The organism is Spirillospora sp. NBC_01491 (assembly GCF_036227065.1).
Lineage (GTDB): Bacteria > Actinomycetota > Actinomycetes > Streptosporangiales > Streptosporangiaceae > Spirillospora > Spirillospora xylanilytica.
The window spans coordinates 8,056,447-8,080,765 of record NZ_CP109432.1 but is presented as its reverse complement, the minus strand read 5'-3'; the positions used below and the strand labels follow the sequence as shown (position 1 = coordinate 8,080,765).

Sequence of the window (24,319 nt, the reverse complement as noted above, 5' to 3'; positions counted from 1 at the left end):
GGGTCCTTCGCGTGAGAGGTGGTCAGATTCAAGATCTTGGTCAGGTGGCTGCCGCGGTGGACCGCAGGTCAGCAACGCCGGCGCCGGTCAGTACGATCGGCCTGTAGCCGGCTCGCAGCAGCAGGCTGGCGGCGATGGCGGCGCGGCGGCCCGAACCGCAGGCCACCAGTACGGGCCGGGCGGGGTCGAGTCCGGCGGGAATGCCGTTGGTGACCAGGTCGGGCAGGAAGCGGTGGACCGCGCCGGGGTAGGGGGTGGCGCGCTGCTCGCTGGGCATCCGCACATCCAGTAGTTGGGCGGCGGGCTCGGCGAGCCGGGCGGCGAACTCGGACAGTTCCAGCAGTTCGAACCCCTTGGTCGCGGCCGGCCCGGGATCGTTGATGACGCCCTGGACGCTGTCGATGCCGATCTGGGCGAGCTGGGTGACCGCCTGGCGTACCTGCGCACCGGGCGCGGTCTCATCTGCCTCGCCCTCGGTGTCAGCGCCGGTCCCGGCGACGAGGATGATCGGTGCCTGATAGGGCAGCAGCCAGCCCGCCCAGCTGCCGAAGTCGTCGGCCAGCTCGATACCGAGCGAGCCGGGCAGCATCCCGGCGGCCTGCTCGGCCCGGGGGCGGATGTCGACCAGGTGCGCGCCATCGGGCGCCTGGCCGGGGCCGATCAGCGGTGGGGCGGCGGCGGGCTGGGGCGGTGCGCCCAAGGTGTTGGCCGGTCCCATGTGCTGGTAGAAGGCGGGAATCGGCATCGGCTCGGCCAGCAGCCGGTCGGCGAACTGTTCGGCGTCGTCGATGGCCAGCAGCGGGTTGCCGGTGTTCTCGGCGGCGATGGTGGAGGTGTAGCGTCCCGCGCCGCTGGAGGTGCAGAACGACCCCTGGCCATGGGTGGGCAGCAGCTCCACATGACCGGGGAGCCCGGCCAGGCGGCGCAGTGAGCGGTGCTGGTGCCGGGCCAGAGTACGGGCGCGTTCGGGCCCGAGCAGGTCGGGCCGCCCGGCTGAGGAGACCAGCAGGCTGCCGCCGGAGAACACCGCGGCCGGCTCGCCCTCGATCAGCACCAGGTAGGAGGTGTGCTCGGGCGTGTGGCCGGGGGTGTGGATCGGGCGCAGCGACAGTCCTCGCCCGCCGGAGATGTCCTCCAGGTGGAAGGCCGGGGTGTGCCGGTAGGCGGGGGCCGCGGCGGCGGGCAGCACGAGCTCGGCGCCGCTGCGCAGCGCGGCCTGCGGGCCACCGGAGACGTAGTCGTTGTGCAAGTGGGTCTCGGCCACGAACCGCAGCTCGACATCGCGCTGGGCCGCGGCCTCCAGGAACCGGTCGATGTCGCGCTGCGGGTCGACCAGCACCCCCTGCCCCTGGTGGATCAGCAGGTAGCTCTGGTCCCCCAGCCCTGGGGTCCGGAACGAAACGATCTCCATGATTCACCTTTCCTCAATACCCGGGGGGGTATGTGCCGGTCATGGCTCCGCCCTGGCCGGTAGCCCCGGCAGGGCTTGGCGGTGGCGGAGGTGTCAGATCAGGTGTGAGCGCCGGGACCGGGCCCTCGGACCCGCCCCGGAAGGGTCACGACCGCGAGGTCAGGACAGGGCCAGGAACAGGCGTTCCAGGTCGGCGATGTCCATCGGCGGCTCCTCGCCGCGCTGCTGGGCGGCCTGGCAGTGCTGCAGCCCGCTGGCCACGAGCTTGAACCCGGCCCGGTCCAGGGCCTTGGAGACCGCCGCCAGCTGGGTGAGCACCTTGGTGCAGTCCTCGCCCGCCTCGATCATCGCGACCACGCCACCGAGCTGGCCCTGGGCCCGGCGCAGCCGCACCAGCGCATCACCGGCCAGCTCCTGATTCATCTGCATGCTTCCCCCTAATCACCCACAACATACCCCCTGGGGTATGTGACCAGGCAAATTGATGTGTCTGGTCACACATCACCCACCACCGCGCAGCGGGTCCACTCCGGCGGTGACTTCCGGGGGCATCGAGGCGGAGGTCACCTCCCTGTCGGCACCCCGGCACCCCGGCACCCCCGGCACCCCGGCACCCACCATGGACATCCGCCCCCTCTCTCAGACTCCAGTGAGACATGGGACGAATGAGTCCTTCTAATATCAAGCAGGGCGAGACAAGACGATCGACACGGTCGACGACGACCCTCGCGGACCAGGCCGCCATGACTGAGCGGCAAGATGGCGGGTGACCGATGAGCAGCCAGAACGAGCGGCCGGCCAGGCCCAAGCGCCGCTCGTTCACCGCGGCCTACAAGGCTGGGCCAACCCCAACATCCTGCCCGCCGCCGTTTAGACCCTGGCCAAATGCGAATGGATCAGGCATGGGCACCCGCTCTGCCTGATCGGTGACTCGGAGCATCGGCAAATCCCATCTGCTTATCGCGCTGGGCACCGAGGCCGCCATGGTCGGCTTCCGGGTCAAGTACGTGCTGGCCGCCAAGCTGGTCAACGAACGGGTCGAGGCCGCCGACGAACCCCAGCTCAACAGACCATCACCCGCTACGGCCGCGTCGACCTGCCCTGCATCGAGGAGCTGGGCTACATGGAGCTCGACAAACGCGGCGCCGACCTGCTCTTCCAGGTACTCACCGAACGCGCGGAGAGGGCCAGCGTCGCGATCGCCTCCAACGAGAGCTCGGCGGCTGGACCAACACCTTTACCGACCCCCGTCTCTGCGGCGCCATCGTCGACCGTCTCACCTTCAACGCCACGATCATCGACACCGGCAATGATTCTTTCCGGATGGCCCAGACCCGAGCCCGCCAAGCCACCGAACTCGCCTGACTGAAGGATCCAAACGATGGCCCCGCTCCTCCGGCCCGACCGACGACCCGGCCGGACGGGTCAGCGCTCCACCAGCGCCCCCGCGCCCCTCAGCCTCCCGCGCACGTTCCGCGACCGGTAGGCACCAGCGATCCGTCAGGGTGCCGCCCGACCGTCCAAGGTGCCCGCCGGCTGCTCCCCATCGCGCGAGGGGAGACGCAACAGCTCCAAGCCTTTGGATTCCCCCCACCCGGGCATCCCTACTGGACAGCTGAGACGCTGGCCAGGATGGCGCTTCGGTATCCGAACTCGACCTCACGCCGTGGGCTACGGCGGATTCTGTTCCGCCGGCGGTTTCCAGTCGGCTGTGCTCTCCCCAGTGTTCGTGGGCCTAGACCAATCCGATTCCAGCTCCCGCCGCATCGAACTGGGCGTGCGGTCCTTCCGCACCCAGCTCACCGACGCCGGTCACCGCCGGTATTCGGCTTCTCCCGCCCAGGGCTCGCCAGGTCTGGGCGGGACGACGATTCCAGACAACTGATACCGCGACCTGGCGGTTCCGGGCACCGCCGGGGTCACAATCGGGCCGTGACGGTACCGGACAATGTGATCGATGTGGTTGTGTTCGGCTGTGATGCAGGGTGTTGGGAAAGTCGTGATCGGCCGATACCGGCTGGTGGAGATGCTGGGCGAGGGCGGGATGGGCGCCGTCTGGCGCGCGCACGATGAGCGGATGCGCCGGGACGTGGCGCTCAAGCAGCTCAAGCTCCCCCCTGAGCCTGGACGCCGACTTGCGTGAACAGCTGGTGGCGCGGGAGGCGCGGTCGATCGGGATGCTCAAGCACCCCGGCGTCGTGACCGTTTATGACCAGTTCCACGATGAGGACGATCTGCCCTGGATCGTGATGGAGCTGGTGGAGGGCAGTTCCCTGGCCGCCGTCATCAGCGACGAGGGTCCGCTGGACGAGGTGTGGGCCGCCCGGATCGGCGAGCAGGTCGCCGCAGCGCTGGCCGCCGCGCACCGGGCGGGGATCGTGCACCGGGACATCAAGCCCGCCAATATCCTGATCGAAGGCCGGCGGGCTGTGGTCACCGACTTCGGGATCGCCGCCGTCCCCGGAGAGGTCACCCTCACTGCCACCGGCGCCCTGGTGGGCACCCCGGCCTATCTGTCGCCTGAACAGGTCAACGACCGCCAGGCCACCTCCGCCTCTGACATCTGGTCCCTGGGCGCCACCCTGTACGCCGCCGTCGAAGGCCGTCCCGCCTTTAGCGGCGGCACCCTCGGGGCGCTGCTTCTGGCCGTTTCCCAGGGTGAACCCGCCCCCACCCAGCGCGCTCAGCGCCTGGCATCCATTCTGCGCGACCTGCTGAACCGTGATCCCGAGCGGCGTCCCACCGCCGAGGCCGCCGCCACCGCTCTCGCCGCATTGGCCGCGCCGCAACCGGCCACCCCGCAACCAGTTGCCGCTGCATCAGCCGGCACCGCACCAGACCTGGCGAGCCTCGCCCTCGTAACACCTTTCCCCCAGCCCTCGCGCCGCGCCTTCCTGGTCACGACGAGCACCGCCGCTCTCGCGCTGGCCGTCCCCGTCGGCTACCTCCTCACTCGCGACCGGCGGGCTGAACGGCCCCGCGGGAACCACACTCCCGCCCCCGCTGGCCCAGCCTCTCTCGGTCGTCCCCTCACCGGTCACAGCGGGCCAGTCAGCGGGGTGGCCTTCAGCCCGGACGGCAGGACTCTGGCCACCGCGAGCGATGACCAGACGGTACGGCTCTGGGACGTGGCCACCCGCACGCCCCACCACCAGGCCCTCACCGGCCACAGCGGCGCCGTTCGCGCGCTGGCGTTCAGCCCCGACGGCAAGATCCTGGCCACCGGGGGCGACGACAAGACGGTGCGGCTTTGGGACATGGTCACCCGCGCCCCTCTCGGCAAGCCCCTCCCCGACCACTTCGATTCCGTCTGGTCGGTGGCGTTCGGCCCCGACGGCAAGACCTTGGCCACCGGAGACGGCGACGGGACGGTGTGGCTGTGGAATCTGGACACCCGCAAGCACCACGACGTGCCCCTCGTGCACAGCAACGGCGTCGGCGCATTGGCGTTCAGCCCGGACGGCAAGACCTTGGTCGCCGCGAGCACCCAGGTGATGATGTGGGACGTGGCGATCCGTAGGCCCGTCTACCAGCCGCTCAAGGGCGACAGCCACGGTGTCGGTGCGGTGGCGTTCCACCCGGACGGCAAGATCTTGGCCACCGCAAGCCACTTCCAGGCGGCGCGGCTGTGGAACACGCGCACCCGCAAGCCCATCGGTGACCCCCTCGTGGACAGAGGCGCCGCCGGCGCGGTGGCCTTCAGCTCCAATGGCAAGGTCTTGGCCACCGCGAGCGATGACGAAACGGTGCGGCTGTGGGATGTGGCCGCCCGAAGGCCCCTCACCCGGCCCCTCACCGGCCACACCAACACCGTCGAGGCGCTGGCGTTCAGTCCCGACGGCAGGACCCTCGTCAGCGCAAGCGCCGACCACACCGTGCGGCTGTGGGACGTGGCACTCGTGAACCAGAGCGCACCAGTCTGAACGTGCACCGAAGCCCACCATCGGGTAGCCCGCCGTCGGCCCCGGACTCGTGGGGTAACGCCGGTCCGCCTCGGTGAGGTGACCGGCGGCGACGGCACCCACTACCGCGGGAACCTGGCCTACGACCTGGTCAAGACAGCCGTCAATCGCCTGGCACTGGCCCAGGCCGAGGAACTTCACATGGCCGCAGCTCGGTGAGGTCGCCTCACCGCAGGCCGGCTTCGATGTCGCTCTCCACCAGCAGCTTGGAATCGGCGCCGGGGAGCGCTCGGTAGAGCTGATCGAACTGCTCGGGGGGTGATGATGTCCAGCGGCTTCTCCGGGACGGTGGGAGTCCGCACGCCCTTGCCGGGATGGAGGTAGCTGACCTGGTCGTTGAGCGCGGTCGTGAAGATCGCGCTGAGCACCACCTTGTTGTACCTGATGGTGGCCGACGAGACGCCGTTCTCACCTGCATGTTCACAGTCGACCGCGTGATCTGTCCAGGATGATGTGAACGATCATCATTCAGGGGGTTGATACCCGGCCGGATCCTCTGCCTACGCGACGGTGGCCGGGTCGACCCGGCCCCTCGCCTCGCCGGCGCGAAGAAAGCGGCCGGTGCGACGCTGGCCGAGGCCGCCTGCCGCGGTGCCCTGGCCAAAGGCGTACTGTCCGGCGACCAGGACCGCGGTCACGGCATGGTCGTTGCGGTTGACCATCCGCGACAGGTTCCCGAACGGTTCGAACGGGTCCTCGGCGTAGGCGTCGAGGGAGTCGTCCAGGCGGGCAGGGTCGATGACGACCAAGTCGGCGCGGTCTCCTTGGCGCAGCCGGCCTGCGTCCAGGGCGAACCAGTCGGCCAGTTCCCCGGTCAGCCGGTGGACGGCGTGTTCGAGGGCCATGAAGGGGCGGCCCGCCTGCTCGGCGTCGTGGACGCGGCGCAGGAAGCGCAGACCGACGTTGTAGAACGCCATGTTGCGCAGATGGGCACCCGCGTCCGAGAAACCGATCTGAACCCCCGAGTGTGCCGCCACCTTGTCCAGACGCTCGGGCCGGTGGTTGGAGATCGTGGTGCGCCAGCGGATCGAGGTGCCATGCTCCAGGACGAGGTCCAGGTAGGCGTCGACCGGGTGCTGGTCACCGCGTTCCACCGCGACCTGTCCGAAGGACTTGCCGACCAGCGAGGGGTCGGGGCAGGCGACGATCTCGGCATCGTTCAGGTCCCGATGCCAGACCCGGGGGGTGAACCGCTTGGCATAGTCGCGCTTGAACCACTGGCGGTAGCCGGGGTCGCGGAGCAACTCGTCGCGTTCGGCCTGCTCCCGCAGGTGCAGCGCGGCGGCGCCGGCGCCCAGCTCCTCGAAGATCACCAGGTCGATGCCGTCGGCGTACACCTCGAACGGCACCGGCAGGTGTTGCCAGCGGAAGTCACCGCCGAGGAGGTTCACCGCGCTGGCCGCCGGCGGCATGAGGTGGATGACCGCGGGGTTCGACTTGACGTCCGCAGCGGACAGCAGACTCGTCTTGAGCGGTTTGCGTACGGTTCCGATGCTGCCGAGCAGGAATCGTCCGATGTCGCTGGGCGACCCCACGTCCGGCGCAGCCTGCAGGATGCGGCCCCGGGCCCGCAACAGCCGTGTGAGCCGGCGCATCTCGTTGCTCTTGGCGTAGGTGGAGGGCAGGGTTCGCGACCGGCACCGTTCCCCGTCGAGTTTGTCGAACAGCAGCCGTTGTGCCGACATCCCCACGAAGCCTGCGTCCAGTGCTTCTCGGAGCATCTCCACCATGCGCCCGAGTTCTGCGGGAAGGGGCCGCACGTCGTGCCGGGTCGCGCGGGCCAGACCCATCACCGCGGCGCGGATGTCGGAGTGCCCGATGAAGGCCGCGACGTTGGGTCCCAGCGGTAGCTCCTCCAGCGCCTCGGCGTACTCCGCGGCGTTCGACCAGGACCGTCGCCTGGAGAGCATGTCGATGACATGCCGGCGCGGGATGGCCTCGACGCGTCCGAACAGGTCCCCCGCGTCCTCGGGGGTGACGTGGACCGTGGAGAGCGAGCAGGAGCCGAGCAGGACGGTCGTCACCCCGTGCCGCAGGCTCTCGCTCAGTTCCGGAGCGGCGAGGATCTCGGCGTCGTAGTGGGTGTGGATGTCCACGAGCCCGGGCAGGACCCACTGTCCGGAGGCGTCGATCACCCGCGGGCAGCCGTCCTCGTCCAGCGGCTCCGAGCTGACCGTGCCGACCTTGCCGGCGACGATACCCACGTGGCGCACCGCGGAGGGGGCTCCCGTCCCGTCGAACCATCGGCCGCCCCGCACCACGACGTCGTACTTCATGTGTCCTCCTCGGTTTGCCATCCTGCTCTTGTTCGGGTCAGCCACGGGCCGTGTACGCGGTGCCCCGGGGCAAGCGCGTCCTGACCGGGTCATGGGTGTCTGAGGGCGGCATACGACGGTGCGCTCCGGTCTGAGTCCGCGATCTAAAACGACACCGGGCAGGCGACCACCGCGGCGTCCTTGATGGGACGGTGCGAGCCGAGTTCGACGGTGAACGCGGCCCCGATCCGATCGCGCCGGCTCGGCCCAGTCGACACCGCTCGCCCCGAACCTGATCGTCTCAAGGGTCATCGGGCGGCTCCGCGGGTGTGGTGCCTGCGGCATCGTTCGGGACGGTGCCGTAGATCGTGCGCAGCCAGACCGTCGTCAGCGCTTGGATGTGCTGTTCCCTGGAGAGCCGGCCACCAAGGACGACATGCTCCAACGCTCGGTCATTGAGGTCGAGCAACACGATGGCCAGTGCAGTGGCGTCCGCTCCTTCCGGGGCGTTGCCGGCCTCACGCTCGGCCCGGATCATGTTCGCCACCGGCTCCACGAAGGACTGCCGGTCCGCCCCCCAGAGGCTTCTGACCGTCTCGTCGATCGCGCGCGTCTCCAGTACGGCCCGATAGATGTGGCGGTGCTCGTCCACCGCCTCGAAGAGGCGGCGGATCACGGTCTCGATCCGCCACTCGGGGCTGCCCTCCCGGCCCACGAGCACGGCCGCGGCGGACTGGATGTCGTCGTACAGCTCCCCTGCCAGCGAGGCCACGGCGTGGACCTTGTTCTCGAAGTAGAAGTAGAAGGCGGACCTGGTCACACCTGCCCGGCGGGCGATGTCCGCGATGTTGACCGCCTCCAGACCGTTCTCCTGGAGGTGCTCCCTCAACGAGGCCAGCAGCGCCTCACGCCGCTGCTCCCCGCGGCCTGGTGGCCTCCGGTCGAGCCTGTCCGCCCGGTCCGCGGCGACCATCAGACCCGGCCCACCAGGACCGGCGCCCCGGGCCTGGCCGCGCGGTACCTCCCGCACGGCGGCTCCTTCGTGCGCAGCTCGTGCTCGTAGACGAAGTAGTCCCCCTGTCGGGTGTGACGCGGCGAGTCCACCCTGTGCGCGGTGAACGGCCGTTCGTCGGCGGTGATCATCGTCTCCAACTCCTCGGTCGGCGGAAGCCCGCAGAACCCCGCGCGGTACGCCGCGACCAGGCGGGCCTGATACTCGACCAGCGGGAACAAGCGGGCATGAGCTGGGCGAAGCCAACAAAAGCAAGATCGTCGATATCCGGCCTGAAGATCCGTTCGTAAAGCCGGATGTGGTCGTTCGGTGCGCTGATGGTGGGGCCCGTCGCGTCGATGTGGACGTGTCGATTGCAGCAAGCGCTACGCACTGCTACGCCCGCTTGTTTTGCCGAAGGCCCAATTACCTCCGATTCGACCGGGGTCTCGAAGCACAGGTCTGGCGCGCCGCGGTCGCCGAGCATCTTTCCGGTGGTCAGCCCACTGATTCCAGCGCCGATCACTGCGGTGATGGGAAGCGGCACGGAGCCTCTTTTGCGTGCAATCTATGACGAAGGTGACAGTCGTCACGGTAACGGCTATTTTTGACGCACGTCAATTAATGTCGACGTGCGTTAGGAGATCACGATGGGTGACCTGCGCAACGCGGTGATGGTCGGCGGAGCGTCCGGGCTCGGCCGGGACGGCGCCCAGGCCCTGGCCGCGAACGGGCGCGCCGACCCCGACCCCGACCTGCACGCCCACGTGACGCAGGCGTTCGCATGAGTGCCCCGCGATTCGCCGGCGCCTCCGCGATCGTGACGGGAGGGGGTTCCGGCATCGGCGCGGCAATCGGCAAGGCGCTGGTCGAGGCCGGAGCCCACGTCGTGCTCGGCGACCTCGACGAGCAGGCCGCCAAGGCCGTCGCGGCTGAACTGGCCGGTCCCGGAACCGCCCGCGGCGTCGCGCTCGACGTGACCGACGCCACAGCGGTACGGCGGCTCGTCGAAGAGGTGGCCGCCCATCACGGCGGGCTGGACCTGATGTTCAACAACGCGGGAATCTTCATCGGCGGCGAGACAGAGCAGATCTCGCCGGCACAGTGGAACGCGATCATCGACGTCAACATCCGGGGTGTCGTCCACGGGGTCACCGCTGCTTACCCGCTGATGATCCAGCAGGGGAGAGGCCACATCGTGAACACCGCGTCGATGGGCGGCCTCATGGCGGCCGGCCTCCTCACCGGCTACGCGATGACCAAGCACGCGGTCGTCGGCTTGTCGCTGGCACTGCGGTCCGAGGCCGCCGCGCACGGCGTCGCCGTGACCGCCATCTGTCCCGCCGCGGTGGACACCCCGATCCTCGACAAAGGCGCGATCGGCCGGTTCCACGGCCGCGACTACTTCCTCAAGGGCCAAGGGGTGCGGCGACCGCTCGCCCCGGACGTGCTCGCACGCCGGACGCTCGACGCCGTCGCCGAAGGCCGCGCGCTGCTCGTGACCCCGCGCGCCGCTCACATCGCGTGGCTGATCGGGCGGCTGGCCCCTGGTCTCGTACAGCGCATGTCGATCCGCTTCGTCGCCCGGCAACGGTCCATGCAGGCGGCACGCGCGGCTCTCCCGCAAGAGAACCCCTGAGCGGCCGATGGGTTGGGGCAGTCGAGTCGACACAGAGAACTCGCAGGTCAGAGCCATGGTGATTCATGTCCCGGTATCCCCCTCCTCAGCTACTCGTCAGCCGGTACGGGCCGCGCGCGCAGCCGGTGACGCACCGACCGGGCCTGGCGCTGCGGCAGGAGGTCAGGGCCTGCGCGTCGTGGTCATCGAGCCCGGCTTCGACACCGCTCTGGAACTTCTGAGCATCGACACCTACGACATCGCCGTCCTCGACCGCGACATCCCCGGACCGTCCGGTGACGAGATCGCCGAACACATCGTCGCCTCCGGCAGCGGCATGCCGATCCTCATGCTCACCGCAGCCGACCGGCTCGACGACAAGGCCACCGGTTTCGAACTCGGCGCCGACGACTACCTCACAAAACCCTTCGAACTGCAAGAGCTCGTCATGCGGCTCAGAGCACTCGACCGCCGGCGTGCGTACAGCAGGCCACCGATGCGGGAGATCGTAGGAACAGCAGCCGGGCCGCCGCGTCCACGCCCACAGCGTCGATCACCCCCGCGACATCGCCGTCACGCGTCTCGGTGGCGGCCAGCAGGCGTTCGACGTCCTTCATCGCCCTCCCCCCTCCCGGACTCCGACGTAGAGCCCACGGCCGGACCGGAAGGCGTCATGGGCGGTGTACTCGGCCTTCAGGCCGGCCCGGCGGAAGGCCGCCGCGTAGTCCTCCGGACGGAACAGCGTCAGGCGCTGGACGTGGACGAAGCTCCTGATGCCGTCCTGTCCGGCCACGGTGTAATGCGTCTCCTGGCGGGCGGCGCCGCCGTCCCGGGTCGACAGCGAGACCCGGGAGATCGTCCGGCCTCCGGCGCGGACGACGTCGTCGGCTATGTGGCCGTCAAGGAACCGGCCGGGCGTCCACCACGGTTCGACGACGAGGACGCCGCCCGGCGTCAGGTGCGCGGCCATCCGTTCGAGCGCCGCGTCCAGTTCGGCGGCCGTGGACATGTAGCCGACCGCGCTGTACAGGCAGCACATGGCGTCGAAGGCGCGGCCGAGCGCGAAGCCGCGCATGTCGCCGGCGTGCACCGGCACGCCGGGCAGTTTGCGGGACGCGACGGCGCGCATTCCCGCCGCGAGGTCGAGCCCGGCCACCTCGCCGAACAGCGCCCGCAGCGCCACCAGGTGCTCGCCGGTGCCGCAGGCGACGTCGAGCAACGACACCGCGTCCGGACGGCGCGCGCGCACCAGCGCCGCGACCGCCGCCGCCTCGGCGGCGTAGTCCTTGCCCAGGCCGCGGTAGACGAGGTCGTAGATCTCACTCATCGCCATGCCGTAGGCGGCGTTGTCAGCGGCTTCGAGGGTGGTGCCGTCCGGCATGGTGGCCCTCCGCGTCACTGTCGCACGTCCCTGCCAGGCTAAGTGGTCACTTTATTTTTGCCTAGCACCGGTGACATGGACGTGACCGCCGCAGCCGCCACATCCTTCCCCGCAGTGGTCATGAGCGGGGAAGACCCATCGCGTTCAGCCCATGGCCTGGGCGTACTCGTCCCTGAGTTCGGCCTCGCGGTCCCAGACCGACCAGCCGACCTCGCGGCCGTCGAGGTGCACCTCCAGCACGTCCAGGACGGCGTGCCAAGCGGAGCCCATCGCGGCGGCCTGCCTCGGCTACGTCCAGTCGCGGGTCGGCACGGGCGACCAGGAACTGATGGATCTGCGCTTCTCGCTCCGCGAGCCGCGCGCCTACCAGTCCACGCCGGACGAGATCATCGGGCTCGCGCACGCGCACGGCATGACGCCGCGCCGGCGGTTCGGGCTGGGCGTCTGGCAGTGGTACTCGTTCGGCCGGGACTGACATGGACACGCGACCGCCCAGGAAGATCGCCCTCGTCCAGCAGGGGATCTGGGAGACGCCGCTCGAATCGATGCCGCTCGCCTGCGGCTACCTGAAGGCGGCGGCGCTGGCCGACGACCGGATCCGCCGCAAGGCCGACCTGCGGATCTTCAACTTCAAGGGCGGCGCGACCGCGCCCAGCATGGCCTTCGAGCTGTTCCGGGACGGTCCGCCGGACGTCCTGGCCTGCTCGGTGCTCGGCTGGAACCAGCGCGCCTTCGGGGCGCTCGCCGAGACGTTCAAGCAGCTCGCCCCCGGCGGCTGGGCCGTCTTCGGCGGGACGCACGTCGCCCATCAGGCCGAGCGGGTGTTCGCGCTGTGCCCCGGCGTGGACGTGGTGGTGAACTGCGAGGGCGAGTTCGCCTTCCGGGATCTGCTGACGGCCAGGCTGGACGGCGTGCCGCCCACCGAGCTGGGGCACGTGACCGGGATCTCCTACCGGGACCGGACGGGCGCCGTCCGCACCACGCCGGAACGCCCCCGGATCGACGACCTCGAGCTGATCCCGTCGCCGTTCCTGACCGGGGCGATCGACCTGACCGACGCCGACGGCCGGTTCCGGTACGACGTGGCGCTGATGGAGTCCAATCGGGGCTGCCCCTACAAGTGCGCCTTCTGCTTCTGGGGCGGCGCGGTCGGGCAGAAGGTGCGCGCGTTCTCACGGGAGCGGCTGCGCGCCGAACTGGAGCTGTTCGCCGGGCACAAGGTGCACACCATCGTCCTGTGCGACGCCAACTTCGGGATGCTGCGGAGCGACCTCGACTTCGTGGAGGACATGATCGAGGTACGCGACCGGTTCGGCTACCCGCGCGCTGGAGACATCCTGGGCGAAGAACAAGTCGAAGCTCTTCTACGAGATCGTCCGGCGGATGAAGCGGGCCGGGCTGAAGAGCTCGTTCACCCTGGCGCTTCAGACCCTCGACGACGAGACGCTGGGGCACATGGACCGGCGCAATATGAAGGTCAACGAGTGGGAGGAGCTCACCTCCTGGCTCGGCGACGAGGGCATTGACTGCTACGCCGAGCTGATCTGGGGCGCGCCGGGCGAGACGCCCGAGTCGTTCATGGCGGGCTACGACCGGCTCGCCGACAGGGTGACGCGGATCGCCGTCTACCCGATGCTGCTGCTGCCGAACACCCGGTACAGCGAACGGAAGGCCGACTACGGGATCGTGTCGGTCCGCGGTGACCGGGACGACTTCGAGTACGTCCTGGCGACCGGCTGGGTGAGCTTCGCCGAGAACCAGCGGATGCACCGCTTCCTGTTCTGGGCGCGGGTCGTCGCCGAGATGGCGGTGCTGCGGCACGTCTGGCACGGGTTGCGGCGGCTCGCCGGGATCCGGCAGTCCGCGGTGCTGAAGAGCCTGGACTCCTGGTTCGGAGAGGCCGACGACCCGTCCGCCGAACCGATGCGGGAGGCGATGCGCAGCGCGGTGTTCGGCGCGGGGGACTTCGGCGCCGGAGTCGCGTTCCTCTACACCGACCCCGCGGCCAAGCGGCTGCTGCGCCGATGGTGGACGGAGCGGATGACGCCGCTGCTGCCGCCGGAGGCGGCGCCGGTCATCGAGGAGATGTTCCGCTACGACCTGCTGACGATGCCGCTGGTGGGCGACGACGCCGCGCAGGCGGAGGGGACCGTCGCCGTGCGCGGCGAGGTCTACCACGTGCGGCGCGGCGTGCGGCTCGCCCACGACGTGCCGGCGATCACCGCCGCGCTGCGGGCCGGGGCGACTCCGGATCCGCTGCCCGGCCCCGTCACCGTCGACCTGTACTACCGGGCGCACGCGGAGACCGCGGTCAACTCCACCAACCACGAGATCATCGTCCATTACCTCGGAATGCCCCTGGCGGAGATCACCGAGAACGCCGCGGCGGACGCCGGCGACTCGTATCGCTGAGCCTGCGCCATCGGCCGCGTCCGCGGATCAGTACACCAGGATCGTCCTGCCGAGAAGGGGCGGAAATCCGTCCTGACCAGGGAAGTGTCACTTCCCGACCCGGCCGGCCTCACCCCCGCAAACCGGTCCCGAGAACTACGCTAAGTGGTGTTCAGTCGACTTATCGTCATCACCCTCGGAGGTGACCGTTCGATGTCCATCACCACTCGCTGGATCGGCGGCTTGACCGCGGCCACGGCCACGGCCGCGGCCGCTGCACTCGCCGTCCCCACCGCCGCCCTCGCCGCACCCGCCGCGCCCGCGACGGCCGCGACGACGGCCACCGCGTCCGCGACGACGGCCGCGGCGGCCCGGGCGCGGGTCCGCGTGACCGGCGCGTCCATCAGGGGCACCACGCTCCGCGTGACCGGCACCGTCTTCTGCTCGTCCCGGAGCCACTGGGTCAGGCTCGTCGTCATCGCCCAGCAGCCCGGCGGCCCCACCGTCGGGTGGAGGCCCCTCAAGTCGCGCGGTGAGACCCGGGTCCGTTGCGACCGCCATTTCCACACATGGTCGACCCTCCACTCCTCCCGGGCCCCTGGCGCGAGGGGCAACTGGCGGCACGGAAGGAGGGTCCACGTGACCGGCACACTGCTGGTCCCCGGCGACACGTTCCACTTCTCCGGCGAGGCCACCCCGAGGCACTGACCCTCACCGCACCCGTGCGGCCGCTCCCCGGACCCGCCAGTTCCTGACCCCCTGCCGCACCACGGCAGGCGCCCCCCGCCTCCACTCCACCTCCCCGCCGACGGGCCACCCTGCGGCCGGCGGTTCCAGCCCGGCTCCTCGGATACCGTGCGCGGATGAGCGCGACCATCAACGTCAGGGTCACCGGCGTCGTCGTTGAGGACAACGCGATCCTGCTGCTCGATCAGGACACCGGCTGCGGCCGGTCCTGGTCACTGCCGGGCGGGAAGGTCGAGCCCGGCGAGCCCCTCGCCGACGCCCTGGTCCGGGAGGTGCGCGAAGAGACCGGTTTGGCCGTCGAGGTGGGACGGCTGCTGTACATCTGCGACCATCTGCCCGGCGACGGGACCCACGTCGTGCACATCACCTTCGAGGCCCGGCGGGTCGGCGGCACCATCGGCGACGTCGTGGCGGACGCGGACACCCGCCCGATCCGGGGCGTTGAGATGGTGAGGCTGGCCGACCTGCCCGCCCTGGGGTTCAGCGACCGGTTCGCCGGCCTGGCCGCGGACGGGTGGCCGGGCGCCGGATCCTACATGGGGCCCAAGACCAACATAGGGCTGTGAGGAAGCTCGACGCCCAGGACGATCGGCCTTCTCTGCCTCTCCACTTCCGGACGGCTCGAGAGGCCACTTCTTTCAATAACAGGACTCTCCCGGCCAGCCCGCATTGGCTCGGGGTGATGTCCCGGTGGCGCCCCCGTTGCTTGACATTGGCGCTCAACGGGTGAGCGTGGCGGTGTGGGTCCGGGAAAAGACAGGGGCGCAGGCCGACCGGCGTCCTCGGCAATCCTTGATTCGGTATTTAGCGATCAAGAGCGAGCTTGATCGGCTCGATCACAACGGATATACCATCGTTGACACCGCGGGAATCCCAATGTTAAAACTAGTTCCGTCAAGGCCTTCCGAGCAGTTTGTTCAAATCGGAAGTACTCGTTACAGGAACGGAGATTATTTCCATGCCGAACCCGGCCGATGACCGCCCCGAACAGGTGAACACGGCGCTGGACAAGTTGCGTGACCGCGCCAGCCTGACGGACGAAGAGCTGCGCGCCCTGCAAACACACATCGACGAGCTCGAATCGCGTATCTCCACGAGCTCGCACCATCACGACCTCCATGCCGTGGAGGACTAGCAAGACCGTCCGCAAAGCAAACGCGGTGCATGTCGTTCGAGTTGAGGTGACCTCCCGAGCCGTCTCGTCATTCGTGAGGTCACCTCGCACCCCTGGTCAGGTCACATGAAGGGCGAGCCATGAGTGCGGAGATCGCCGATGGGGGCACGAGCGGGCCTACCGACAAGCTCGACGCCCTGCTCGCGCAACATCCTTTTGGAAATGCCGACTACATCACCCGTCAACTGCACATCTGCTACATGCGCCGGCTCGGCAAGATCTCGCCACGCCTGCCGTCGGCCGGAACGTTGCTCGACGCCCTGAACCGGGCCGGTCCTGCACGGCGACATCGGGTGATCGGTGACACCGTCGTTCGCTGTGCGGTCAACCATGCCCTGCGGCAGGTCGAGGCCGGCACTCCGTATGGCATGCCCCTCCAGCAGTGCGGAGAACTGTTCGAAGAGGCGGCCGACCATCTGGCCGACGGGAAGCCGGTCCTCCTTCGGTCGGCGCCCGCGAGTCGACTGAGTCCCGACCTCGAGCAGACGTTCGTCTGGAGCGATCTGCGCGGCGACGACCGCTTCTCCCGAGCATTCCGGGATCTCGTCGACGACAACTACGGTGAGCGTCCCTGCACCCTCGAAGAGGATGAGCAAGCGGTTCTGGCACAAGCGGTTCGCATCCTTCAGGACACCGTTCCAATGGTGTCGCGAAGCACACTGCGACACACCCACCTTGTCGCCATCTTTCCCGAAGACGGGCCCTTCGCCAGGGTCAACTCGAGTTCCGAGTTCAAACTCAGCGGCACAGTATTCCTGAACCGGAAGCTGCTTTCCAATCCCTGGAGAGTGGCCGAGCATTTGTTGCATGAAACGCTACATCAGCAAATGTACGACTTCCGGCACGGGCACACTCTGCTCGTCGAAGACGTGCACCGCGAAGATGCGCCTACATTCTGTTCGCTGTGGAACCTGCCGGACAAGAACAACTGGAATATCTACCGCGGTCTTGCGGCGTTCCATGTCTACGTCCACCTCGGCCTCTTCTTCACCTTGGCCGAGGAGCGCTCCGCCCACCTCCAAAAGATTCACGGCCCGCCCGCGGGAATAACCGGCCGGCGGAAGGCGACGACCCGGGCCCACTACCTGGCGGAGCAGATCAGGGCGGTGTGCTGGGACGAAATGGGAGAGGCCGGCAAGGAGTACGTCGAGTGGTTCGACTCCGTCCTGACGGTATTCGATCCGGCTCCGCCTCCGAGCGACTCCTACGTGCACCTTCTGCTGGATCGCTACGAGCGGGAGGCACGATCGGTCGAGCGGCTGAGCGCGTGCGGACCCGACCTGTCCGACCACCTGTCGGAGCTCGCCAGGATGGAGATCGCGGGTGCGAGGTCCGCGCTTGCCGCGATCGAAGCGGGAGAGGCCCTCCAGCGGCTCGATGACGCCACGGCGGAGCTCTTCGATGCGGAGGGGCGTCTTCCGATCAGCGAATCCAGGACCCGGTTCACCGGCATCCGCTCCGTCGTGGCCGGCGCGATCCTCCAGGCCTCGCACGACGGCTACACGCTGTCGGAGTCACGGGTGCCGGACGCGATCGTCCGCCAGATGGTCGAGACCTCGAGTCAGCGCCTGAAGCCGCTGCTCGACGCTTGAACCCGCTGCTCGGCGTGCCGGCGTTGGCCTGGTCGAGAAGGGAGGGCAGGCGCCATGTCCACTTCACGGAGACCCCGACGATCCCGGCATCCGACGCTGAACTCCGTCCTCGAGAAGCTCCAGCACGGCGTCGACCTCACTGAGGGCGAGCTGTCGCTGCTGAAGGGTCAGCTCGACGACCTGGAGCATCGCGCCCAAGACCAAGCCGTACGGCGAGCCGAAGCCCACGGGCCTGCTCCGGCAGCAGATCCTGATGTCAGGGACGCCTACAGCGAACGGCTCGCCGGTCACGCAACTCCTGAAGGAACCACAGAGTTCGCGTCCCGCTTCGGTGCGGGGACCGTCGATTTCTATCGACCGGCGCAAGGGCTGTCGCTGTCGACCATCGGAATCGGCACCCACCTCGGCGCAGCGGACGAGGAGACCGACGCGATGTACGCCGACGCCGTCCGGGCAGCCCTGCGCACGGGCGCCAACCTGATCGATACCTCTCTCACCTACCGCCGGCAGAGGTCGGAACGGGCGACCGCCACCGGCCTACGCCGGTTCATCGACAACGACGGCGGCGACCGCGAACAGGTCGTCGTCTGCACGAAAGGCGGATACCTGCTTTCCGAGTGCGTCACTCCGGGCGCACTCGAGCCGACGGAGGTGGCGGGCGGCGTTCATTCCATCGCTCCGGCGTTCCTCGCCGACCAGATCAGGCGCAGCCGGCAGAACCTGGGCCTGGAGACCATAGACGTCTACTACCTGCACAATCCGGAGACCCAACTCAAGCACGTCGGCGGCTCCGAGTTCATGAGACGCATTCGGGCAGCGTTCCACCAACTGGAATGCGCAGTCTCCGATGGCTCGATCCGCTACTACGGCACGGCGACGTGGGACGGGTACCGCAGCGGTCTGCTGTCATTGCCCGCGCTGGTGGTGGCCGCCCGTGAGGTCGGCGGAGACGGCCATCACCTCCGGTTCCTCCAACTCCCCCTGAACCTCGGGATGCAGGAGGCGCTGACCCACCCGGCGGAGGGCGGCGGCAGCGTGCTGAAGCTCGCCGCTGAGTCCGGCATCACCGTGATCGTCAGCGCCTCGCTGCTCCAGGGCCGCCTCGCACGGGACCTGACCGCGGATACTCCGCCGTCCCGGTCCGGCCTCCGGACCGACGCCCAGCGCGCGATCCAGTTCGCGCGATCTCGCGCCGGCGTGACGTCCGCGCTGGTCGGAATGCGAAGCGTGGCGCACGTGGCCGAGAACCTCGCGCTGGCGCGGGACACAGCCGGATGAGTGCGATGACGAGCGTCCAGTGCGGCTCGGGCGGGACCAGATGCGAGTCCTGGTGACGCCCTCCGACATGGCACGGCTCGCCATCGTCCTCGATCTCGAGTCCTCACGGACCCAGGTCATTCAGGTCCGGCCGCAGTTCGTGGACCCCACCGTCACGGACCGCCCTCCGTGCCGCCCGTTCGGGGTGACGTGGAGTCCTGAGGAGCTGTTCATCGCCAACAACCGGCAGCTACTGATATTCGACCACGCTCTGAACTACGTGCGGTCGTCCACCGTCCGCCTACAGATCAACATTCATCAGCTCGCCTTCGGCAAGGGACGGGTGTGGGCTGTCAGCCCGTGGACCAACTCCCTGATCGGAGCCCCGACGGGTGCCGGCGTCGAGGCCATCGAGTTCGACCTCTCCCGCAACGTCCTGGTCCCCTATCGCCGGCGTGAGGGCCGCCCATCCGCGGATGAACATCACTTCAACTCCATACTCTGGGCGGACGGGCATCTGTTCGTCGCAGCGCACGCATTCGGAGAAGGCAGCTTCATCAACCGCTACGACGCGGAGACACTGCGGTTTCAGAAGACACTTCACGGAGCAGGCCATTCGATTCACGGATTGGCCCGCCATGAGGGCGAGCTGTTCTGGGTCAGCACCATGACCCAGGAGATCCGCTCCGACCGCGGATACCGCCTGTTCTTGCACAGGCCGGGCTACCCTCGTGGGTTCGCCATGACGGCAGAGTACTTCGTCGTCGCGATATCCCAGTGCCGGGGACGCGGCCGCCGTCATGCGGGCAACTCCTGGATACAAGTCATCGACCGCAGGCAGGGCCGCACGGTGCACGAGACCGAGCTGCGCGACACGGGCGGCATCAATGACCTCCGCCTACTGAGCGAATACGACTACGCGCACCGCGTCCCCCCATTCCCGCTCCTCGCCTTCCCGACAGCACAACCGTCCAGCGGATGATCGGTCAGGGAAAGGGCAATGACCATTATTGAGCCTCCGGAGCTGACTGAGATCCGCGCCTGGTGGAAGCGAGGCATCAGCGTGTGCGACCACTCGCGCGCCTTCACGATCGCCGGAAGCCGGTGCGACCAGACCATGCCCCGAGGGATGGACAACCCGTACTGGGAGATCGTCCGCAACCTGCCGTCCATCAAGACGGACTGGTACGGCGTCACCCCCTACAGCCGCCCCGACCAGCTCAGCGTGGGCCATCGCGGGCGCCTCACCAAGCGGTTCTCCTGGTCGATCCCCTCGCCGGGCGACGTCGCGTGGCTGGAGCAGATCCTTGACGGCCGCGGCGTCGTCGAGATCGGCGCCGGAGCCGGCTATTGGGCATGGCAGGCTCGGCAGGCCAGGATCGACGTCGTCGCCTACGAACCGCAGGAACCGGCGGACAACCATGACGTGCACGGACGGGTGTACACCGAGCTTCGGCGCGGCGGGCACGAGGCTGCGGCGCTCCACCCGGACCGGGCGCTGCTGATCTGCTGGCCGACCAACGACGCGCCCTGGGCATCGGAGGCGCTCGCCGCCTACGCGGGCGACACGCTGATCTACATCGGCGAAGGGCCAGGGGGCTGCTGTGCGGACGACGGCTTCTTCGAGAAGATCGACGGTGGTTGGACCGAGGTGGACGCCAGCACGCATCACGTCAGCTGGTGGGGAGTTCACTGCGGTATGACCGCTTATCGCCGTGGGTGAGTTGGATGCGGGTTGGGGAGTGGCGTCCCGCCCGGCTGGAGGAACCGGGCGGGACGGATGTGCGGCGGCGCGGGGCGCCGCGCCTGTCACCCGGCGGTGAGGGTCTCCGCCGCCTGGGCGATGACGGCGGCCACGGCGGCCGGGTTGGAGACATAGACCGCGTGGCTTCCCGGGGTCTCGGTGACGGTCGATCCGGCCCGCTCGGACATGGCGCGCTGGGCAGGCGGCGGGATCATCCGGTCGTCGGTGGCGACCAGGTACCAGGACGGCTTGGTCTGCCAGGCCGGTGCGGAGACCACGCCCCCCAGCGCGTCGACACCCCACGGAACCTGCGAGTCGGCCATGAACGCCGCCTGCGCTCCGGGCAGATCCGCTGCGAACGCCGCGGCGAACTCGTCCCGGTCCAGGAACAGGAACCCGCCGTTGGGCGGCAGGATCGGCGGGACCGGTGCGCCGGGCGGCGGGTCGGCGATCAGCGAGTTGACCGACTCGCCCTTGTCGGGCGCGAAGGCCGCGATGTAGGCCAGCGCGGCCACGCCCGGGTGGTTTCCGGCCTCGGTGATCACGACGCCGCCGTAGGAGTGCCCGACCAGAACGGCCGGGCCGTCCAGGCCGTCGAGGACCTGGTGGGTCGCGGCGACGTCGCCGGCCAGCGACAGGGTCGGGTTCTGCACGACGGACACCCGGTACCCGTCGGCGGTCAGGCGGTCGTAGACCCCCTGCCAGCCAGAGCCATCGACGAACCCGCCGTGGACCAGCACGATGTTCTTCACTTCCGGACCTGCGTTCACGGTGGTGCCTCCTTCGCCCGAGTTCGGGCCCCGGGCTCCATGGGAGATGGCCGGAACGCTAGACCGGCCGAAGATGCATCGATTACATCAAATGACGTAGTCCGAGCGGCGGGCCGCATCTGCATCTCGACAGTGCGGGCACTCTGGAACATCGGCGGCCTCGCGATGCTGGTGGCGGTGAGCATGGCGCGGGTGGGCCGGATCGGGAGGCCGTCGGGTCGCGGCTGTTTGTCGGTGGGTCGGTCTAGGGTGACCCGCATGCATGGTCAGCCCCCCGCCATTGGCGACGAGAACGTTCTGGTGATTCCCGATGAGCTGCGCGGGGAACTCATGCCCAGACGCGGTGGAACGCCGCCGATTCAGCTCCCTGAATTGGACCGGTCGGCTGCCGAGCAGGTGAGAGCGCTACTGGAACGGGCGAAATCCGATGTTGAGGAGAAGCTCGCCCATCCCCGCAGCGATCCTCACGCGGTGAAGGCAGCGCGGGGATATCTGGCCGGAGAACCTGATCCGCTGGGAGCCGCGGTCGTCGCATACGCCGTCCTCCAGCGGCGAACCGGCGAGGGTGACGGCAGGGACGCCACCTGGTTGTGGATCGATGCCTGGACCGCTGAGCATGGGCTGGCCTTCGCCGCCTGCGCATGCGCGGAGGTGGACGGACTGGCCCTCCCCTGGGGCGATAAGGGCGCCGAGCACGCGGTGCAGGCCGATAAGTGGAGCAGCGAGGACGCCTACTGGGCGACCGGTCCGGCCGGGAAGCGGATGCGGTCGTTGCTCGCGGTCGCCGACGAGGCCGACTACGCCGAGGCCGTCGAGCGGCTGGCCGGCCATCGCCGGACGCCGCAGCAGCGCCGGGTGGTCTCGTTCCTGGTGCCGACGCGGCAGGACTGGGTGGACGAGTGCTGCGCCGAGCCGCCCGCACACGCCGCTTATCACTCCCATGGGGCGGAGCTGCTCCTGTGCTCGCTCGGTTCCATGAAGCACGTGGCCCGGCTCCGCGGCCGGGGCGCGGCCCGGTTCGACGACCATGAGCGGCGGGTGGGCGTTCTGCTCACCGCGGTGGACGGGGTCGGTCCGGGAATCGCCCCGCTCCTGGCGGACGCGGTGGACGACGCACACGAACTGACCGATCACGGCTATCGCCGCTATCTCGTCGGAGAGGGCTTCGACGAGGCGGCGCGCGCGGCGATCTTCCAGGTGCTGGCCGTGCTTCCCACCGACGAGGCGTTCCGGATCGTGTCCGAGCGGCTCATGATGCCGAGGGCGTTGCCCGCGCTGGTCACGATGCTGGAGCGGTTCCCGGCGCGTGGCCTGCGCCTGCTCGCGGAGTCGGCCGCCGGCGGGGACGACCGGGCGAGACTCTCGGCGCTCCTGGTGGCCGGGCATCTGCGGGCGCGGCCCGAACTGGCCGAGCGGCTGCCGGAACTGGGCGAGCACGTCCGGGCGGCGGTCGAGGCCGCCCAGGCGTCCCGGGTGGCGGAGGCGGACGCGGACGCGGTCCCCAAGGGGCTTCGCAAGGGCGGCAAGCAGGAGGCTCCGCCTTGGGCTCCGACGGCGGTGCTCCCGCAGATCCTGCTGCGGGGACGAGAACGGGCGCTGCCGGACGCGGCGGTCACGCATCTGCTGGAGGCCCTGGGCAAGGCGAGCCCGAAACGCGCCGCGTCCGCCGCGGTCGGTGCCGCGCTCGGCGAGCTCGACCCGGGCTCGCTGGCGGAGTTCGGCTGGGCGCTGTTCGAGCAGTGGCGCGCTTCGGGCGAGGAGACGCGCATGGGCTGGGCGCAGCTGCGCTGGACCGGCGACGACGAGACGATGCGGCGGCTGGGCGCGCTGGCGCGGTCCTGGACCGGGCAGGACGGGATCAAGGTGCCGTTGAACGGGCTGGAGGTGCTCGCCGGGACCGCGTCCGACGTCGCCATCCTGCAACTCCAGCTGGTCGCGGACAAGGCCCGGCCGAAGAGGTTGAAGAACAAGGCCGGCAAGCTCCTCGCCCAGGCCTCCCAGGCGCGGGGGCTGACCATGGACGAGCTCGGCGACCGGATGGTGCCCGACTTCGGCCTGGACTCAGCGCCGGCCACCGGGGAGGCGGCCGGCATGACGCTCGACTACGGCCCGCGCGCCTTCCGGGTGAGCTTCGACGAGCAGCTGCGGCCGGTGGTGATCGACGACGCGGGCAAGCTCCGCAAGGCGCTGCCGAAGCCCGGCGTCAAGGACGACCCGGAGCTGGCCCCCGCCGCCCACCGTGCGTTCGGCGGGTTGAAGAAGGACGTGCGCGCGGTCGCCGCCGACCAGATCCGGCGGATGGAGCGCGCCATGGTCGCCGAGCGGCGGTGGGCTCCGGCGGAGTTCCAGCGGCTGTTCGTCGACCATCCGCTGATGTGGCACCTCGTCCGGCGGCTCGTCTGGCTGCACCGGGAGGGCGGGAAGGACACCGCGTTCCGGTTGGCGGAGGACCGCACCTTCGCCGACGTGGACGACGAGGTCTGGACCCTGCCCGATTCCGGCGCAGTCCAGATCGCCCATCCCCTGCACCTGGGCGACGGACTCCAGGTATGGGGCGAGACACTCGCCGACTACGAGATCCTCCAGCCGTTCCCGCAGGTCGGCAGGCCCGTCGACGCGTTCACCGAGCAGGAGCGCACCAGCGGCAGGCTGGACCGGTTCGCCGACGTCGAGGTCGGCGTCGGCGGTCTGCTGCGGCTGTTGCAGAGCGGGGACTGGAAGGGCCTCGCCGGAGGAGACAACGGCGTCAAGGACGAGCTCGTCCGGCAAGCACCGGGCGGCCGCGTGATCATCCTCACGGTGAACCCCGGCATCGCGCCCTGGGCACCGGCGGCCGATGACAAGCAGACCCTCACGGCCGTCCGGATCGCCGCATCCGAAGCGGACCGTCCCGGTGCCCCGAAGGTCGGCTTCGGCGACCTCGACGCCATCACCGCCTCGGAGCTGCTGTTCACCTTGACCTCTCTCGCGCCTCCCGCCTTGTGAAGGCCGCCGGTGCCCGTTTGATGGGCAGTGCCTGATGTTCT

The 24,319-nt window shown here is 69.3% G+C and carries 24 protein-coding genes and 2 pseudogenes; 17 read left to right on the top strand and 9 right to left on the bottom strand.

All coding sequences use genetic code 11. From position 1 onward, the window contains the following. Window positions 1–40: 40 nt before the first annotated feature. Together OHA34_RS37525 and OHA34_RS37520 are read right to left on the bottom strand one after the other, a co-directional pair. Window positions 41–1,411, bottom strand: coding sequence for an MBL fold metallo-hydrolase (locus tag OHA34_RS37525; RefSeq protein WP_285936533.1), 1,371 nt, complete (start codon window positions 1,409–1,411; stop codon window positions 41–43). A gap of 159 nt (window positions 1,412–1,570) precedes the next feature. Beyond that, window positions 1,571–1,840, bottom strand: coding sequence for a metal-sensitive transcriptional regulator (locus tag OHA34_RS37520; RefSeq protein ID WP_285936534.1), 270 nt, complete (start codon window positions 1,838–1,840; stop codon window positions 1,571–1,573). A gap of 448 nt (window positions 1,841–2,288) precedes the next feature. Here OHA34_RS37520 and OHA34_RS38610 point away from each other — a divergent pair. The 3 genes and pseudogenes from OHA34_RS38610 to OHA34_RS37510 all read left to right on the top strand — a co-directional run bounded on the left by OHA34_RS38610 (window position 2,289) and on the right by OHA34_RS37510 (window position 5,334). Beyond that, window positions 2,289–2,776 (top strand): annotated as a pseudogene (locus OHA34_RS38610) (ATP-binding protein). A 634-nt stretch (window positions 2,777–3,410) separates the two neighbouring features. Next, the gene (locus tag OHA34_RS37515) at window positions 3,411–3,554 is read left to right on the top strand and encodes a hypothetical protein (protein WP_329520249.1); all 144 of its coding nucleotides are present in this window, start codon (window positions 3,411–3,413) and stop codon (window positions 3,552–3,554) included. Beyond that, a complete protein-coding gene (locus tag OHA34_RS37510; protein WP_329520248.1) occupies window positions 3,547–5,334 on the top strand; it encodes a WD40 repeat domain-containing serine/threonine protein kinase in 1,788 nt (595 codons plus the stop codon). Before OHA34_RS37515 ends, OHA34_RS37510 begins: the two co-directional genes overlap by 8 nt. Before the next feature lie 539 nt (window positions 5,335–5,873). Here OHA34_RS37510 and OHA34_RS37505 read toward each other — a convergent pair. The 3 genes from OHA34_RS37505 to OHA34_RS37495 form a co-directional block, all read right to left on the bottom strand. Next, the gene (locus OHA34_RS37505) at window positions 5,874–7,649 is read right to left on the bottom strand and encodes an N-acyl-D-amino-acid deacylase family protein (protein ID WP_285936537.1); all 1,776 of its coding nucleotides are present in this window, start codon (window positions 7,647–7,649) and stop codon (window positions 5,874–5,876) included. Between the two features lie 280 nt (window positions 7,650–7,929). Beyond that, the gene (locus tag OHA34_RS37500; RefSeq protein ID WP_329520247.1) at window positions 7,930–8,601 is read right to left on the bottom strand and encodes a TetR/AcrR family transcriptional regulator; all 672 of its coding nucleotides are present in this window, start codon (window positions 8,599–8,601) and stop codon (window positions 7,930–7,932) included. Next, window positions 8,601–8,861 (bottom strand): hypothetical protein, encoded by a 261-nt coding sequence (locus tag OHA34_RS37495; protein ID WP_329520246.1) that lies wholly within the window; start codon window positions 8,859–8,861, stop codon window positions 8,601–8,603. Before OHA34_RS37495 ends, OHA34_RS37500 begins: the two co-directional genes overlap by 1 nt. A 408-nt stretch (window positions 8,862–9,269) precedes the next feature. On the opposite strand from OHA34_RS37495, the gene OHA34_RS37490 reads away from it, so the two are divergent. The 3 genes and pseudogenes from OHA34_RS37490 to OHA34_RS37480 all read left to right on the top strand — a co-directional run. Continuing rightward, window positions 9,270–9,407 carry a hypothetical protein gene (locus tag OHA34_RS37490; protein WP_285936540.1) on the top strand — a complete coding sequence of 46 codons (138 nt, stop codon included), beginning with the start codon at window positions 9,270–9,272 and terminating at the stop codon, window positions 9,405–9,407. Further along, on the top strand, window positions 9,404–10,258 hold the full coding sequence (locus tag OHA34_RS37485; protein ID WP_329520245.1) for an SDR family NAD(P)-dependent oxidoreductase: 855 nt from the start codon (window positions 9,404–9,406) through the stop codon (window positions 10,256–10,258). The genes OHA34_RS37490 and OHA34_RS37485 overlap by 4 nt, the downstream gene beginning before the upstream one ends. A gap of 169 nt (window positions 10,259–10,427) precedes the next feature. Further along, window positions 10,428–10,772: pseudogene (locus OHA34_RS37480) on the top strand (response regulator); the annotation flags it as partial. On the opposite strand, the gene OHA34_RS37475 reads toward OHA34_RS37480, so the two are convergent. The 3 genes from OHA34_RS37475 to OHA34_RS37465 form a co-directional block, all read right to left on the bottom strand. Continuing rightward, window positions 10,693–10,854: a hypothetical protein gene (locus tag OHA34_RS37475; RefSeq protein ID WP_285936542.1), complete on the bottom strand. Its 162-nt coding sequence runs from the start codon at window positions 10,852–10,854 to the stop codon at window positions 10,693–10,695. The pseudogene OHA34_RS37480 and the gene OHA34_RS37475 sit on opposite strands and share 80 nt — an antisense overlap. Further along, the gene (locus tag OHA34_RS37470; RefSeq protein WP_329520244.1) at window positions 10,851–11,618 is read right to left on the bottom strand and encodes a class I SAM-dependent methyltransferase; all 768 of its coding nucleotides are present in this window, start codon (window positions 11,616–11,618) and stop codon (window positions 10,851–10,853) included. The genes OHA34_RS37475 and OHA34_RS37470 overlap by 4 nt, the downstream gene beginning before the upstream one ends. Before the next feature lie 144 nt (window positions 11,619–11,762). Continuing rightward, window positions 11,763–11,888, bottom strand: coding sequence for a hypothetical protein (locus tag OHA34_RS37465; protein ID WP_285936544.1), 126 nt, complete (start codon window positions 11,886–11,888; stop codon window positions 11,763–11,765). Window positions 11,889–11,946: 58 nt separating this feature from the next. Between OHA34_RS37465 and OHA34_RS37460 the strand changes: the two genes are divergently transcribed. The 10 genes from OHA34_RS37460 (at window position 11,947) to OHA34_RS37415 (ending at window position 20,502) form a co-directional block, all read left to right on the top strand. Then, complete coding sequence (locus tag OHA34_RS37460; RefSeq protein ID WP_329520243.1) at window positions 11,947–12,093, top strand: hypothetical protein; 147 nt, start codon at window positions 11,947–11,949, stop codon at window positions 12,091–12,093. Window position 12,094: 1 nt separating this feature from the next. Next, complete coding sequence (locus OHA34_RS37455; protein WP_329520242.1) at window positions 12,095–13,144, top strand: hypothetical protein; 1,050 nt, start codon at window positions 12,095–12,097, stop codon at window positions 13,142–13,144. Further along, complete coding sequence (locus tag OHA34_RS37450) at window positions 13,074–14,030, top strand: hypothetical protein (protein WP_329520241.1); 957 nt, start codon at window positions 13,074–13,076, stop codon at window positions 14,028–14,030. The genes OHA34_RS37455 and OHA34_RS37450 overlap by 71 nt, the downstream gene beginning before the upstream one ends. Before the next feature lie 192 nt (window positions 14,031–14,222). Continuing rightward, a complete protein-coding gene (locus OHA34_RS37445) occupies window positions 14,223–14,717 on the top strand; it encodes a hypothetical protein (protein ID WP_285936547.1) in 495 nt (164 codons plus the stop codon). A gap of 155 nt (window positions 14,718–14,872) precedes the next feature. Beyond that, window positions 14,873–15,322 carry an NUDIX hydrolase gene (locus tag OHA34_RS37440; RefSeq protein WP_329520240.1) on the top strand — a complete coding sequence of 150 codons (450 nt, stop codon included), beginning with the start codon at window positions 14,873–14,875 and terminating at the stop codon, window positions 15,320–15,322. Window positions 15,323–15,714: 392 nt separating this feature from the next. Continuing rightward, window positions 15,715–15,891, top strand: a complete 177-nt coding sequence (locus OHA34_RS37435) for a hypothetical protein (protein ID WP_285936549.1) — start codon at window positions 15,715–15,717, stop codon at window positions 15,889–15,891. Window positions 15,892–16,010: 119 nt separating this feature from the next. Then, the gene (locus OHA34_RS37430; protein WP_329520239.1) at window positions 16,011–17,522 is read left to right on the top strand and encodes an aKG-HExxH-type peptide beta-hydroxylase; all 1,512 of its coding nucleotides are present in this window, start codon (window positions 16,011–16,013) and stop codon (window positions 17,520–17,522) included. A 54-nt stretch (window positions 17,523–17,576) separates the two neighbouring features. Beyond that, window positions 17,577–18,800, top strand: coding sequence for an aldo/keto reductase (locus OHA34_RS37425; protein WP_329520238.1), 1,224 nt, complete (start codon window positions 17,577–17,579; stop codon window positions 18,798–18,800). A gap of 52 nt (window positions 18,801–18,852) precedes the next feature. Further along, on the top strand, window positions 18,853–19,761 hold the full coding sequence (locus OHA34_RS37420; RefSeq protein WP_285936552.1) for a hypothetical protein: 909 nt from the start codon (window positions 18,853–18,855) through the stop codon (window positions 19,759–19,761). 18 nt (window positions 19,762–19,779) lie between these two features. Next, window positions 19,780–20,502, top strand: a complete 723-nt coding sequence (locus OHA34_RS37415) for a hypothetical protein (RefSeq protein WP_329520237.1) — start codon at window positions 19,780–19,782, stop codon at window positions 20,500–20,502. An 86-nt stretch (window positions 20,503–20,588) separates the two neighbouring features. On the opposite strand, the gene OHA34_RS37410 is transcribed toward OHA34_RS37415, so the two are convergent. Further along, complete coding sequence (locus OHA34_RS37410; RefSeq protein WP_329520236.1) at window positions 20,589–21,293, bottom strand: alpha/beta fold hydrolase; 705 nt, start codon at window positions 21,291–21,293, stop codon at window positions 20,589–20,591. Window positions 21,294–21,764: 471 nt separating this feature from the next. On the opposite strand from OHA34_RS37410, the gene OHA34_RS37405 reads away from it, so the two are divergent. Continuing rightward, window positions 21,765–24,278, top strand: a complete 2,514-nt coding sequence (locus OHA34_RS37405) for a DUF4132 domain-containing protein (protein WP_329520235.1) — start codon at window positions 21,765–21,767, stop codon at window positions 24,276–24,278. Window positions 24,279–24,319 lie beyond the last annotated feature (41 nt).